The 14,972-nt window shown below is 49.4% G+C and carries 13 protein-coding genes; 2 read left to right on the forward strand and 11 right to left on the reverse strand.

Annotated features, from left to right (window positions below; translation table 11 throughout):
• Positions 1–113 precede the first annotated feature (113 nt).
• Both MKQ68_RS14080 and MKQ68_RS14085 read right to left on the reverse strand, forming a co-directional pair.
• Complete coding sequence (locus MKQ68_RS14080; protein ID WP_264279690.1) at positions 114–686, reverse strand: hypothetical protein; 573 nt, start codon at positions 684–686, stop codon at positions 114–116.
• 150 nt (positions 687–836) lie between these two features.
• Positions 837–1,787, reverse strand: coding sequence for a hypothetical protein (locus tag MKQ68_RS14085; RefSeq protein ID WP_264279691.1), 951 nt, complete (start codon positions 1,785–1,787; stop codon positions 837–839).
• A 97-nt stretch (positions 1,788–1,884) separates the two neighbouring features.
• Between MKQ68_RS14085 and MKQ68_RS14090 the strand changes: the two genes are divergently transcribed.
• Positions 1,885–2,202, forward strand: a complete 318-nt coding sequence (locus tag MKQ68_RS14090; protein WP_264279692.1) for a hypothetical protein — start codon at positions 1,885–1,887, stop codon at positions 2,200–2,202.
• A gap of 216 nt (positions 2,203–2,418) precedes the next feature.
• Here MKQ68_RS14090 and MKQ68_RS14095 read toward each other — a convergent pair whose 3' ends face one another.
• The 9 genes from MKQ68_RS14095 to MKQ68_RS14135 all read right to left on the reverse strand — a co-directional run bounded on the left by MKQ68_RS14095 (position 2,419) and on the right by MKQ68_RS14135 (position 13,830).
• Positions 2,419–2,904 (reverse strand): hypothetical protein, encoded by a 486-nt coding sequence (locus MKQ68_RS14095; protein WP_264279693.1) that lies wholly within the window; start codon positions 2,902–2,904, stop codon positions 2,419–2,421.
• 13 nt (positions 2,905–2,917) lie between these two features.
• Entirely contained in the window at positions 2,918–3,727 is an 810-nt protein-coding gene (locus MKQ68_RS14100) for a hypothetical protein (RefSeq protein WP_264279694.1), read from the reverse strand.
• A 102-nt stretch (positions 3,728–3,829) separates the two neighbouring features.
• Positions 3,830–4,405, reverse strand: a complete 576-nt coding sequence (locus MKQ68_RS14105) for a hypothetical protein (protein WP_264279695.1) — start codon at positions 4,403–4,405, stop codon at positions 3,830–3,832.
• A 268-nt stretch (positions 4,406–4,673) separates the two neighbouring features.
• Entirely contained in the window at positions 4,674–5,747 is a 1,074-nt protein-coding gene (locus MKQ68_RS14110) for a TlpA disulfide reductase family protein (RefSeq protein WP_264279696.1), read from the reverse strand.
• Positions 5,748–5,761: 14 nt separating this feature from the next.
• Positions 5,762–7,291, reverse strand: a complete 1,530-nt coding sequence (locus MKQ68_RS14115; RefSeq protein ID WP_244839292.1) for a RagB/SusD family nutrient uptake outer membrane protein — start codon at positions 7,289–7,291, stop codon at positions 5,762–5,764.
• 18 nt (positions 7,292–7,309) lie between these two features.
• Complete coding sequence (locus tag MKQ68_RS14120) at positions 7,310–10,765, reverse strand: SusC/RagA family TonB-linked outer membrane protein (protein WP_264279697.1); 3,456 nt, start codon at positions 10,763–10,765, stop codon at positions 7,310–7,312.
• A 200-nt stretch (positions 10,766–10,965) separates the two neighbouring features.
• Entirely contained in the window at positions 10,966–12,126 is a 1,161-nt protein-coding gene (locus MKQ68_RS14125; RefSeq protein ID WP_264279698.1) for a FecR family protein, read from the reverse strand.
• 99 nt (positions 12,127–12,225) lie between these two features.
• Positions 12,226–12,798, reverse strand: coding sequence for an RNA polymerase sigma factor (locus tag MKQ68_RS14130; RefSeq protein WP_264279699.1), 573 nt, complete (start codon positions 12,796–12,798; stop codon positions 12,226–12,228).
• A gap of 117 nt (positions 12,799–12,915) precedes the next feature.
• On the reverse strand, positions 12,916–13,830 hold the full coding sequence (locus MKQ68_RS14135; protein ID WP_264279700.1) for a LysR family transcriptional regulator: 915 nt from the start codon (positions 13,828–13,830) through the stop codon (positions 12,916–12,918).
• Between the two features lie 139 nt (positions 13,831–13,969).
• Between MKQ68_RS14135 and MKQ68_RS14140 the strand changes: the two genes are divergently transcribed.
• Positions 13,970–14,968 (forward strand): aldo/keto reductase, encoded by a 999-nt coding sequence (locus tag MKQ68_RS14140; RefSeq protein ID WP_264279701.1) that lies wholly within the window; start codon positions 13,970–13,972, stop codon positions 14,966–14,968.
• Positions 14,969–14,972 lie beyond the last annotated feature (4 nt).

Consider the following 14,972-nt stretch of genomic DNA (forward strand, 5'->3'; position numbering starts at 1 on the left):
AGGAAGAGGCGTGGCGTTTTATGCACAAAAAAGTGGCCCATGTTAAACATGGACCACTTCTACCTCATCTGTTAATTTGTCGCTTCAAGCAACCCCCACTTAAGCGCTAACAGTTATTTCTGAGGTTCCTGTGTTTTAGTAAAATCAAGGGAAGAGCCGTCGTCATAATTAATATGCCATGATTTGATCTTGCCGGCTTCCTTCACAAATTCGATATCGTTATATTCAACCTTCTTTTTGGGATACAGCTCATCGGCCGTATACTGTTTTGTTTTACCATTGCCGGAACCTCCGCAGGACTGGTAGCTGCGATAGTTGCCGCTGGCCGAATGGAATTTCACCGTACCGGCTTCCACGTTCACTTCAACCGTACCTTCTTTGTAACCGAGTACCTGGGAACGGCAGCCGCTATTGGTGTTGGTGTAATAAAAATACTCCCTGGCGCGGCCATCTTTGAACAGCATGTAACCAACCGCCAGTTCGAAACCCGCGCCCTGGTAGCTGCCGTCGTAACCCCAGAAGCTACCGATCGAGGTAGATCCGGCTAACCAGTAACCAACTAAATCATCTGGCACAGCGGTTTTGGGGTTTTTACCATAGTTGCCATTTTCGTTATCATCTTTTGAACAGCTCGAAAGGGTTGCCAGCAATGTTGCAAACAGGATTAACGCAAAACTTTTCTTCATGATTTCCTTTGTTGTTTTTTTTACAAAGGTAGATGAGCTGCGTGCAGACTTGCCCGTTTGGGCGGTTAAGATGGTTGAAATGGATGCCGAATTGTTTGTGGGAACAATTCATCCGAAAAAGATACGATAGACGGAGTGTGATGCTTCAGATTAATATTTAAGCTTGAAAGCCTCGAACAACCAACGCCACATCCTGTCGTATAACAGCCGTAATTCGTAAGTCCCTTCGCTGCCATAGTCGTTGATTTGCCAGGAAATGCCATCCTCGAACACCACTCGGGTAACAGCTGTTTCGACATCGGATAAGTGCGGCGTTTCAAAGCCCTGCGGCAGGTTGCAGTAACCCGACCACCGTATGATTTGCTGAAGTGTATCCATCGTTTCCGGAGACAACCGCTTTTCAATCGTAATCGTATCCATGTGACTCGTTTCTTTCGCATAGTCGATCACCAGGCGTTCCTTCAAAAGCGTTAGTTTACCATCCTTTGTTACAGACAAAGCGTACCTGGGATACGAGGACCAACTTGAAGCCACTTTAAAGGAAAGTGTATCAAACGCGGGGGAAGGAACCTTTGCAGGTTTGTAGTTAACGAAACCGCCGAAGCGATACCGCAGTGTATCCATGATTATTTTTTCAGCGGGGGGTGATTGGTTACCGATCGTGTACGACAAGTGTCCTAACACGAGACACATTTCCCCGCCATCATTATACAGACTGATATGCTCACCCAAGCCTGCAGAATGCGCTCCCAGCCTCGCGAGCTCAATACCATTCGGCGTTGTGAGGAAAACTAGTATACGAGTTCCATGCCATCCCGTTGGGTTACCATTTGCCACGAGGTCCTTTTTGCCGTCACCACTAAGATCGGCCAGCAGGTATTTAGTGCCATAAAATTCCTTCAGGAAAACCCACTCAGGTTTAGTGAGCCCTTCTAATCGCTTTACATCGAACCACCATCCCCTCCATGGCGGAGAGGCCTGCTTGCCATAATGGTTAACAAACGCTATTACCGTAGAATCGTTCGTCAGGCTATCTAGGCTGTGCTGGCCGACAGCTACATGGGTTATCAGTGTAGCCAGCAGGGTTAGGAACATACGCATAACGGGAAGATATAAAATGCCTGTTATCTTATCAAATTATAGCCTTGTTATGTTCATTCCTTTTTTACCTTATATTGCCCGCCAAATCCTAAAACCAATGTTTACACAACCTGGCTCTATCGAAGAAATTAAGTCCGACCTGGAAGCGGGTCTTCCCCACCTCACTTATAAAATGGAAAAGCCGCTGATCGGCAAACAGTACATCCTGGCAAAGAATGGCACTTATGGCGCCATGATCTTTAAGAAGGGCGAAAAGGTGCAGGTAAGTACCTATAACCCCAAAGGGCTCACCGTAGCATTTGGCGTATTGGGGATCATGGTTACCCGTGCGTTGAATAAAAAATATGTGGCTACCCGTAACGAGGTCTTCGACTATATGAGCGCGCGGTATTACGAGGTAAAAAAGGCCTTTTGATACGAAGAAGCCCGACCTCGAAACAGGCGGGCTTTCTTTATGGATTTGTGTAGCGTGTTGCTGCTGAAAAGCCGGCGCGACAGCTGGTCATCACTTTGTCAGCAAGGCGTACTGTCGGGCCAGGAATGTAAGCCTGTCACGGCGTCACCCTATCCATAGCTGATTCACCAACTATTGCCGGAAGCCGAAAAAACAACAGCAGGCTATTGATCCAGGCTATGCTGCAGGAGGCTTAACTTTATCGTGCACCGCATCCAGTAATACCTGGTAGGACGCGGCTTCCTTCTGCCGCAGCTTCCTGCCCGACAGGAAGAATGGGTAATAGCCGAACTTAAACGTTCGGCCATCCTGCAAATGCAGGAATATACGCGGCAGCTGCTGTGCGCCGCGGCGGGGAGGCAATACCAGCTGGTAACCGGCTACCTCTTTCCAGCGGATGTTTACGGACGAGTGGCCGTGAACCGTAAAGCCGTCTGCATGCATAGTAATGTTTTCTTTCTGGTGATGCAGCCATATGAGGGCGCTCACCACCAGGAACAGGCAGCCTGTGACCAGCAAAAGCAGTAAGGTGTACTCTAAAGCATCTTCGTTCACCAGGCCAATATGGCGTTTATAGCGGGAGAAGCCATATAAAAGTAACGCTACTGCAGGTAAACTAATCAGCAAACGGGCACGCCTGAACGCGGTGTATTGTATCTTCATGAAACAAAAATAATTAATATCGCTCGGCAACAAAGCTTAGCCATCCTTTTTCGAAGTCTTGTTTGCTCACGTGTAACACCTGCTCGATATCGCCATAGCTGCGCACGAATGCGGGCAACTTATCTGCCCCAAACTGGTGTACCAGGTACTCAATTACCGTGTAACCGACCTGGTAAACGCGATTGCCGTGGTTCAGGTCATCCAGGCGAGGACTGCTTCGCATGCCGTAGCCCACGCTCGTTTTATTTACGATGCCCGCTTCGTAATCGCTCAGCGACTCCCATAGCCACTGCGGGTAGTCTTTAGCAAATCGCGCTTCAAACTTTTGGTCAAAATCCTTGCTTCCCGCAAATGCAGGGGATTCCAGCGCTTCCGTGATTAAGATATTCAACTGCACGCAATGCGTAAATTCATGTACCGCTACCTGTGTATTGTTAGCGGGAAAAATGCTATTGAACCAGGTCTGATACATGATATGAAATGCATGCGGGCCGCGACTGGTACCGTTGGCATGGCTGCCTGTAAGCCCAGTCGCCATATTAAACGCCGACTGCGTGGGATGGATGTGGACGTCTATCTTTTTATGCGGAGGGTTCGCCAACGCACGGTTGATACGATCATAGTTACGCTCCAGTGCATCGGCAATGGTTTGCGCTTCGCTGTTATATATGCCGCGATAATGAACAGTAAAGTGAGCACTGGCAAAGTTTGTTTCATCGCTATTTACTCGTAGGTTACGCCAAGCCATGGCGGCAAAAAAGCAAAGCATGGCGGTGGCGATGATAATAAACAGCCATTTGAGGAGGTATTTGATAGATTTCATGGGGAGAGGGTGTGGTATTTACTCAGAAAATTTCTTTCAAATAATATCTTTTTCCTGCAAGCCGCGCCTTCCAGTACTGCATCAAATGTGCCGTCACCACATCTACTGCACCACAAAAATCAAATCCTCATAATCATGCGCACCAATAAACAACGGAACATCTGCCCAGGCGGCCTTGCCTTTATTGGCACTGATGGTTTGCATTGCCAGCTCGTACATGCGGAGTATCACCAGGTATTCGTGTAATTCGCAGGCTTCGCGTAATTGATCGTTGCGGTAACCTTCGGTTTGCATGTATTGTTTATTGGTTTGCTGTAGCGACTCGAAGCCGGTGATCGTAAACGTCTTTTCAGCCTCGGCGCTAAAATCCGCCAGCCATTCCAGGTTAGCCCTGTTCATCAGCGACTCATACGCCAGCAGGTGCAGGAACCACCGGTCATATTGCGTGCTGAAGCTGTTCATTTCCAGGTACAGCGCCTTTACATCCACTTCTTCCTCCTCTGTAGCCACGGCATAGAAGTAGTTGAAATACGCCGTCAGCGACGCCTGCAGGTGCAGCAGGTCCTTACCGATCACGCTTTGAAAGTCTGATGCCGGCAGCTGACCGAGCTTTGCTTCCGCTTCGCGGATGGCCGCTTTTATTTGTCCCGAATGAATGAGGTCTTCAATTTGTTGCATGTTGCAAAGAAACGGCATCTGCCGTAAATAGTGGAATTTATCTTATCTGGTAAATCGCAGACAATACTGAAAACAAACCGCTGATAGGTTTAACATGGGATTGGAACAGATGGTAGCGAGAAGGGCAAAGGTGGCCGGGAACTGGTGCTTACGGGTTCCATGTCTTTGTAAATACCTGCATTCTAAAAAGAAAAGGGCCGCCTCTTTTCTTTTTAGACAGCCCCCATCTTCCTGACAAAATAAATGCCTGGAACAACCGCACCTATCACTACTTCAACATCTTATCCAACGTAGCGTCCAGCGCTTCGCCGCGCAGGTTACGGGCTATAATTTTACCCTGCGGATCAATCAGGTAATTCTGCGGAATGGCCTGTACATTATACAAGTCTGATGCTTTATCATCCCCTACATCTATTACCTGCGCCCATGTAAGCCCATCCTCCTCAATCGCTTTCAGCCACGCTGTTCTGCCTTTTTCTATATCGAGCGATACGCCCAACACTTCAAAATTCCTGGAGCGGTATTTCTCATATGCTTTTGCAACATAAGGATTCTCCGCCCTGCAGGGCTTACACCACGACGCCCAGAAATCCAGCAGCACATATTTGCCCCGGTAATCCGCCAGGCTAATCGTTTTTCCCTTCGGATCGGCTTTGCTGAATAGCGGTGCCAATTGCCCGATATCGCTTTTCTTTAGTTTGATAATAGTTGCTTCCAGGGCTTTACCCTGCGCCGTTTGTTTCACCCCGGCAGAGAGTGTGGAATACAGTGGTTCCAGATCCGAAGCCGCTGGTTGAAAGCCGCCATACTCGATCACCGCGCTCAGACTCACGACACTGTTTGGGTGCGCTTTTACGAAGGCGGCTAAAACGTCCTTCTTTTCTTCCTGCAAAGCTATTTCCGCTGCCTCATCCTGCTTACCGCGCAAAGCCTGCTCCTTTTGCGTAATGGGTTGCAACATGCGCTTTAGTTCGCCATGACTGTCATTGACTGGTCCGCCGGTTACCAACGCATTTTTAATGGCATCGCCGCCCTTCACTGTGATTTGTCCTGGTTCCAGGTATAACGACAGCATATCGCGCGACTGCGTGCCCGGAGCTTTTGCCAGCACCAGGTTTGCGGATACAGGATTTGCAATGGTGCCGTTAATTTTGAAAGCCCCGTTATTCACCAGCGCCGAGTCTTTTATTTGCTGCCCGGCTGCATTGTAATACAAGTATATTTTTGCCGGCGAGCCCACGCCCGTGAGCTGTCCCTGGATAGCGAACGGCTGTTGTGCCCAAAGCACTCCCGGTGCCATCAGCATTGTCGCCATGGCAGTAGTAGTGATAATATGCTTCATGTTGATGTGTTTAATTAATTAAAAGGCCGCTCGTCCAGCGGAATACCCCATTGCGGATTGAATCGCAGGATCGTGTTCGGAATAGGCAACACGAACAACGGCGCGTCTATCGTGCCTTCAAACGTTTCGCTGCCCAGTGTATGTACGACTTTTGTTTTACCCCACGGCTTATCCGGCTCCAGGCAAAAGCGTTTCAGGTCCATAAACCGTTTGATGTGCCCCAGCGGCAATTCCCGGCGGCGTTCGTCCAGCACGAGTTTAATCACCTCATCCTGCGAGGCAGGCATAGCCAGGTCTGGCGTACCGGTAACAAAACGATAGCGGCGCAACAGGTTTACATCGCTCATGGCTTCCGGTAAACGATTGAGGCGGGCGTAAGCTTCCGCACGCATCAGCAACACCTCCGGGTACGTAAAACCGGCTGTCATCTGGAAGCGCGGCAGGCTGTTGGTTAACGAGCCACGGTAGTATTGTACCCGCGGTCCATCATCATAAGCAGTTCCATTGTAGGTGGTCTTATAACCGGGCGCAGTAATCAGGTAATACTTGTAACGCAAATCGCTTGCAGCATCAAACAGCGCAATAAATTCTGCTGATGGATAAGACTGGGTGATGCGTCCCACGGTGTTGTCGGTATTGCGGAAGAAAAGGATTTCCCGGCTGTTGGGCAGGTTGATTTTACTATCCGGGCTTACAATTGCGCTGGACAAGGGGTTACCTGGCGGTGCATAAGTGAGGCTGTTAAAGTTGTAGAGCACACCATCCACCCCTTTTGCCGAGGCTGCCGTCCACGCCAGGTTAGCGTAATAAGCGACGCTGTCGTAACGCCGGGTAAACAGATGATAATAGGCCAGCATCGCTTGTGTAGCAGCTTTATTCGGACGCGAAGGATAGTTAGTCGCCACCGGCGCATGGGCCAGACCGGCATGTAAGTCTGCCAGTACTTTAGTGTAAACTTCCTCCTGGGTAGAAAGGTCCGGCATGGGTGCATTTACGTCGGGATCGGTCAGGTAGGGAATTGTCTTCGTGCTGTTATTGCCTCCTGGTTTGTATACAGGACCGTACACCATGGTCGTATGAAAATATGCCCAGGCCCTGTTAACATACGCCTGCGCCATCACCGCATCCGACTGCGCCGCATTTTCCGGGGTGCGCAATGCACTAACGCCGGAAATCACGTTATTGAAATACTTCATGGCGCGGTAAGTACCCCAGTTCCAGAAGTATTCCAGTGAATTGGGATTCTTAAACGGAGCCCGAAACGTGTAGGCATAGTAGTTATCAAGGCTGGTGTTGTTATTCGCTTTGTAAAACACATTACCCAATCCTTCGGACAGCGTAACATTATCTGTAAGGTAAGCCAGCATGCTCACCGAGTTATTGTTGACGAATGGGTAACGTACGATATCCTCAGCATCCAGCAGATGATCAAAATCCGCTACGGTGGAGGGAATCAGTTTACCCTTAGGCTTTACATCCAGGAACTTGTTGCAGGCACTAAGCGAGATACCTGCGGTCAATATAAGGAAGAATGAAAATCGCATTTGCTTTGCATGTTAAGTTTAAAAATTCACGCGCAATCCCAGGTACACTTCCGGCATGGGACGAAAAGGCGTAAAACCCAATTCCGCATTTATCGGATCCGATGCATTTAATTCATACGCCTCCGGATCGCGCTTATCACTGTTGGCTGCCAGCAGCAGCAGGTTACGGCCCATCAGGGTCAGGCTGGCATTATTCATCCCGATCCTGCGAATCAGTTTGTGATCAAAGTTGTATGTAAGCGAGGCGTCTCGCAGCTTCAGGTAATTCGCACTTTCGACGAATGTGTCGGAATAGCCGAAATAGAACATATCCTCGGAGAAAGGCGCCAGTTTGGGATAAATGGTCGTTTTTTCATCGCCCGGTTTGCGCCAGCGTTTCGCTACATCGGCATGTTGCAGGGAGTAACTTTCGTAAGTGTACTTGCGAAGTACGCCGCCCGTTTTTGCCAGTACCATGAACGATAATTCGAAATTCTTGTAATTGAAGGTGTTCGTGAGGCTGTACATCATTTTCGGACGCACGCTACCATTAAAAACTACATCATCCATTACAACGGACGCACCTTTTATCGCTTCCCCGTTTTTGTTGAAATACAAACCGTTCCCATTATTATCCACACCCGCGCCGCGATAGCTAAACACCGCACTTAAGGGATATCCTTCACGATTAATAGGATACATCGTCAATGAACTGGGGCTTGTGTACAGCGTGTTGTATTCTACTACTTTATTATCGTTGTAAGCCATCGTACCCAGTACATGCCAGGTAAATCCGCCCTGTTTCATCACATTCCCGTCCAGCGCCAGTTCTATACCATTATTGTTGATGCGGCCTACGTTCTGCACCAGGTTAGCGTATCCGATCGTCGGGTCTACGGCGTTTGCGGCCAGCAGGTTATCGCTCCGGCGCTGGTAATAGTCCACCGAAAGATTCAGTCTTGATAAAAGCGTCAGGTCTACGGCAAGGTTAGTCGTTCCTGTTTTTTCCCAGCGCAGCGACTTATTGGGCGGAGAAGTAATAGAATAGGAAATATCGCCTGTCAGGTTAGAATACACGCCCGGCGTCACTATCAAAAAAGGACCGGTTGTGAGCGAAATGTTACCATTGATGCCGAACGATCCTCTCACATGCAGTTTCGTCAGCCAGGGAACATCATAAAAGTCTTCGTTGGATAACTTGTAAGTACCGCCGGCCGACCATAAGGGCTTATAACGGTAGCGCGGATCAGTGCCAAAGAAATTGGTCTGGTCAAGACGGATGCTGCCGCTCACCAGGAAACGCTGATCGTATTCGTACGAGGCGTTGGCATACCACGATGCAAAACGGTTGTCGCGAAACTCCATACTGCCAATATTGACAGGCGATTGTGCCCGAAGCGAGGTGCTCACCATATCTGCATTATACAAACCCGCATTGTAGTCGGCATAATTGAACGTGGCGAAAGTGCCCGCCTGATCATTGTAGCCAAAACGGGTGGGATATGTATTGTAGTCACGGATATCGCGTGTTACTTCCGTACCCGCCAGTGCAATTACGCTATGCGCGCCAAACGTACGATTGTAGTTCATTTGCGCCCGCAGGGTGTAAGCCTGGTTTACATTGCGTGATTCGGTCAGCATGTCGCCATCCGGAATATAATGTTTGGAAGGGTTGGAAACCGAAGTACCCGCATTATACGCCGTACGCATACGAAATGAGTTAGCGCCCGACAACGAACGGGTAAAAGCGTTTCCACGCGTCCAGCTGCCGCCCGCATCGAGTGTAAGTCCTTTCGCGAGCTGAACGTTAATGCCGCCCGTAAAACGCAGTTGCAGGTTTTGGGTGCGGGTAGTTTCCATCGCAAGGTCCTGCAGCGGGTTGTAATTAACGGGTTTCATCCCGCTTAAACCTGCAAACCGGCCGGCCAGGTTAGGATTGATGCCAAATACATCGGCATACTTGCCGGTTTGTGGATCTACCACCAGGTCGTAGGGATGGAGGTAAAAGTTCTGGTAATAACTCAGGAAGTCGTTCGCACTCCGCATCGGCGCTTTACCAGTGCTGTAATTCACGTTTGTCAGCAGGCGCACATTCAGCCAGCGTGCTGGTTTCCAGTCATTCCGTACATCGGCAATAAGGCGATTATTGCTGGTATGCAGCGTGTTGCCACGGTTGGTAATATATTTGAGCGTCGCTGCCGCCTGGTTTTTATCACTGCCGCCAGACAGGGAAATATTATGTTGCTGTGTAAGCTGGTTGCGGAAGAAATAGTCCTGCAGCTGTCCCAGCCCGTCGTTTTGCTTGAGCTGTGCGATCTCGGCATCCACATCTGCCGCAGGCTTTAACCCGCGGGCTTTGGCCAGTAACAGATACGTGACGCGGGAAATAGCCATGTTATTATCGTAATAGAAACCAGGCGTAACAGGGTCCTGGTTAAACAGATCCTCTTCCGCTTCTATATAATCCTTTGCACTACTCCTCCGGAGATACGACAGGTCCGGCGCCTGTATAATGCCTACAGATCCGTTGTACGACACATTCAGCGCTCCTTTACGGCCCTGTTTTGTTGTTACGACAATCACCCCGTTCGACGACCTTGCGCCATAAATAGAAGCGGCCACGCCATCTTTTAACACTGTCACACTCTCAATGTTATCCACATTCAATGTTTCCATCCCACCGGATAACGGATATCCATCTACGATAACCAGTGGTGCAGATTCCGCATTAAAAGTAGAGATACCGCGGATCTCCACGGTGCCTTCTTTCTTTAACACCATACCGGCCACCTGTCCTTCCAGCGCCGCGATCAGATCGGGTCGCAGTTTATTCTCCAGCTGTTTGGCCGTCACGATCGAAAACGATCCGGTGGCCCTGTCACGGGGAATACTCTGGTAACCGGTATTTACCGTAACGGCAATGCCTGCCATAGTGGTGCTCTCAGGGTACAACGTAATCATCAGCGGAGTTGAACCCGCCACACGGTGTTCCAGCGTACGATGTCCCAGGAAGGAAATTACCAGCACATCACCCGCATCCGCCTGTATGTTAAACTGGCCATTCGCATTACAGACAGCCGTCACATCCTTTCCCTTAACGCGTATGGTGGCCCCCGCCAGCGGCGTACCGAGCGAGTCCAGCACGACTCCTGACACGGGCAGAAACACCGGCGTTACAGGTACGGGTGCTGCCATGGGCATAGGTTTCTTTTTGATAAATACGGTTTGCTTTTCCAGGGTATATTCCATCGACTGATCTTTCAGCACCATGGACAGGAAACGCTGTAGCGGCATATTTTCCGCTGCTACGGTAACGGGCTTCGATTCCTTGAGCAATTGTTTACTGACAAGCACCACGTTGCCTGTTTGCTTCTCTATTGCCATAAACACCTGCTCCAGACTAACATTCCGGCCGGAATAGGTGACATGCTGAGCGTACGAATTGGCGGAAAGCTGCAGACAAAAGGCAAACAACAGCAGGAAGGTCATTTTCATCACACGCACGATTTTGGTTGCACACCGGGAACGCGCCACATGTCGCTCTGTAAGGCCTTGTGGCCGGACATGAGGGTCCCGGTTACGAAAAGTTTTAAAAAACATACTTTTGTAACGGTTTTGGTTGATTAAGAAATTAGCATCGCCTGAACTACCGCCGCTTCGTGGATCAGACGGAGCGGCTTCGTTTTATTTAGCGGTCATGGTAACACGACCAGTTTTTTTCCATTTTCTTCTATCCTGAAATTAATACCGGTACCCTCCAGGCCCTTGAGCGCCTCGGCGAGCGTAAGGTTACGCCCCATCTTGCCCCAGAACTCCCGCGAAGGCACATTCCCCTGGTATACCACCTCGATGTCGTACCACCGCGACAACTGTCGCATCACTTCCTTCAACTCCACATTATGAAAATTGAATAACCCATTCTTCCAGGCCATTACCTGGTCTATGTCTGGTTGCTGCACTATACTTATCTTTTCCGCCACCCGTGCCTGCTGCCCGGGTTGAAGTACCGCCGCCTCGCCATCTTTAGTCACCCGCACTGCACCCTGCAAAAGAGTCGTATTGATCGAACCTTCGTCCGCATAGGCATTCAGATTGAAACGGGTACCCAGCACCTGCACGCTCACCTGCTCATTCACCTTTACCCGGAATGGCCGGGCCGCCATCTGCGCCACTTCCAGGTATACCTCTCCGCTCACCTCCACCAGCCGTTCGTTACCTGTAAAAGTAGTCGGGAAGCGGATCGACGATGCCGCATTCAGCCACACTGCCGTACCATCCGGCAATCGCAATTGAAACTGTCCTCCCCGGGGCGTACGCAGTACATTGTAATGCACTTCCGTTTCGCCCGCTTTCGAGTTATAAGACAACCGTCCGCCCTGCTGATGAATAGCAGTTGCACCCTGTTGTAATACCCGGTTGCCTGTACTGTCGAGCGTTACCACACTTCCGTCGGCGAGCGTCAGCGTGGCCCTCGTACCTCCGGGCTGCACATCAACAACGCTCGTCTGCACCACTGCCGGCCGTTCCGGCGCGGGCCTGAACTTGTACAACGCGACGCCTGCCAGTAATAAAATGGCCGCCGCAGCGCTCCAGTAAGGCCACAGCCGGCGTTTTCCGGGAAGCGCTATTGCCGGCTGGTCCATCCGCAACACGTTATCTACGATGTGGTCCCAGTCTGCCCGCCTGTATACAGACAATTCGCCGGGCAAAGGCCGCCCGTCCAGCAACATTTCCAGCTGCGTCGCCGCATCCGGATCGTTGCGCAGCAGTTGTTGCAGCTCCTCATACGCAGCCTCCTGGTCGTCGCCCGACGCTATCCGTTGCAGTAATCGGTCAATATGCGATGAATGGTTCAAATCTTCTTGTTTTGGATGGATGATGAATGATGCATAGGCATTCTCACATACAGCAGATGCCTGAAGAAAGGTTTAGTACCAATGGAAGTAAAAATATTTTTAGAGAGACCACCACCACAGGAGCAGCAGTGGTAAAAACACGCCATGCTCCGCAAGATAGTCCCGGATACTTTTCAACGCACGGCTCAGTGTATTCTTTACAGTTTGCAGCGACAGGCCCAGTGTTTCCGCGATTTCGGGCAGCTTCAGCCCATCTCTGCGGCTCAGCAGGTAAATCTTTTGCGCCTGGGGCGACAACCCTGCCACCGCCTCGTTTACCAGCCGGGAAGTCTCCCGGAAATCGAGCTGCTGGTCTTCTGCGGCCGCTTCAGGCACTATTTCATGGCGGCGCTTTGTGGCTTCCTTGCGCAAATACCCAAAACAGTCATGAAAAGTGATGCGTAATATCCAGGAACGCGGATTTTCAATATCGGGCAGTTTATCACGCGAAAGCCAGATTTTAAAAAACACATCCTGCAAAATATCTTCTATGATATGATCGGTGGTGGTAAGTTTGTAAATGAGCGGACGAAGCAGCGGGGTATAGCGATGGAACAGTTCGCGGAAGGCAGCCTGATCGCCGCCTGCAATCTGCAGGAATAAATGTTTCTCGATATCTGTAGTATGATGCATGCCCTCCCCTACGCTTATGGTTGATATGGGGCTAAAAATAAAAAATCCCCGCCAGTTTTTATCCCGAGGTTTTATTCCGGCACAAAGCGCATGAATGGCGGCAGTTTGAAGATAGCGCTAGGAGACCATTTCCCTCTCCCACTTTTCCTCAAATAGCTTTTTTAATTGCGCTAATTCTTTTTGATACATGGTGTTTTTTCTCGTTCCAAAGTACAGCGTATTTTCCCAGGGGTGGTTTCCGTGCCAGACCAGTTTTATCTTTCCGGCATCCAATGCCTCGTGGCAAAGAAAGTCTGGCACAACGGAGAAGCCCTCGTTATCGCTCAGGCAGCGAATGATAGAACTTATATTAGGAACAATGAAGTTCGGGCTGAAATCAGGGTGTTCATTAAAATTCTTAGACCAGAAGTTTTTCAGGTGTTCGGTATCGCCAGCCGTGCTATACCATAACCGTCCCTTCAAAAATTCCTTCGCACCGTCCATATTACCCTTATCCAATAAACGTTCAAGTTTGGACGTGTTTGTATTACCGCCGGCAATCAGTACGATCCTCTCTTTGGAAAACGGTTCGTAAACGATGTTTTGTTGATTGCCCGTCTGTGGTGTAACGATCATGTCCAGCAGGCCATTGTCCAGGTCCGACTGCATCTGCGGGTAAAGCCCGAATTTGATGATGAGGTTAAAAGGCAGGCTTGCCACATGTTCCTCCAACGTGTACTGGAACGTTTCAAAACACATCCCTACGCTGACGGTCGCCCTTTCGGGCTGTGAACGGCGATGAAAATGCTGCTCGGCATTCTCCAGCTTTTTAAGCGGTTCCAGGATAAAATTGTAAAGGAATTTGCCCTTTTCTGTCGGTACCATCTTTCGCGGGGATCGGTCGAACAGTTTATATCCGGCATATGCTTCCAGCGAATTGAGGTGCAGGCTTACGCCAGGTTGCGAAATAAACAAGGCCTGCGCTGCGGCAGACAAAGTACCCGTTTCATATATGGCCTTGAAAGTCCTGAGCCATTCTAAATTCCACTGCATATCTATTACTTTTCTGATACAAAGGTACAACTTAAACTATTTTCATATTCTACAAATATGATAGACATTTGAAAGATCAATTATAAAAATTATAATTATTATCTCTGGGGATGATAAATCACAATTAAATCTCAGTAAGATGGATTACAGGAAATTAGGTAATTCCGGTTTGAAAGTGCCTATGCTTAGTTTAGGCACCGGAACGTTCGGAGGCACCAATGAGTTCTTCGGACGGTGGGGGAAAACAGATGTAAAAGAAGCCTCACGATTGATAGACATTAGCCTGGAAAGAGGTGTAAACTTCTTCGATACCGCTGACGTATATTCATCTGGTGCTTCGGAAGAAATATTGGGACAGGCAGTAAAAGGGAAAAGACATCATACTATCATCGCGACAAAGGGATCCTTCGCCATGAGTGATCGCATAAACGATAAAGGTTCGTCCCGTTACCATATCATAAACGCTGTTAGCGACAGCCTGAAACGTTTAGATACCGACTATATCGATGTGTACTTCATGCACGGCTTTGATAGTCAGACTCCTGTTGAGGAAACCCTGAGAACGTTAGATCACCTGGTAGCAAGTGGCAAAGTAAGATACATCGGCTGTTCCAATTTTGCCGCCTGGCAGTTGATGAAATCATTGTCTGTTTCAGAAAAATACAATCTGGAAAAGTATGTTATCTATCAAGGTTACTATTCCCTGATAGGCCGGGATTACGAACAGGAATTGAAGCCATTAATAAAAGACCAGCATTTAGGCTTAATGGTATGGAGCCCACTCGGCTGGGGCAGACTTACCGGGAAGATAAAACGAAATCAACCTATAGCCGCAGGCCGGATACAGTCGGGTGGTGCAGTAGGCTCACCACCCGTTGATGACGAGTTTTTATACACCGTCGTCGATGCGCTGGAACGGATCGCCAACGAAACAGGCAAGACCATATCACAGGTTGCCATCAACTGGCTCATACAACAGGAAACCGTTTCCAACATTGTTGTTGGTGCCAGAAATGAGCAGCAGCTTATAGAAAACCTGGATGCTGTCGGATGGTCTTTGACGCCGGAACAGCTTGCGGAGCTGAATGCAGTCAGTGATCAAACGCCGATTTATCCGCATTGGGTTGGGGAGCGGTAATGGT

The organism is Chitinophaga horti (assembly GCF_022867795.2).
GTDB lineage: Bacteria > Bacteroidota > Bacteroidia > Chitinophagales > Chitinophagaceae > Chitinophaga > Chitinophaga horti.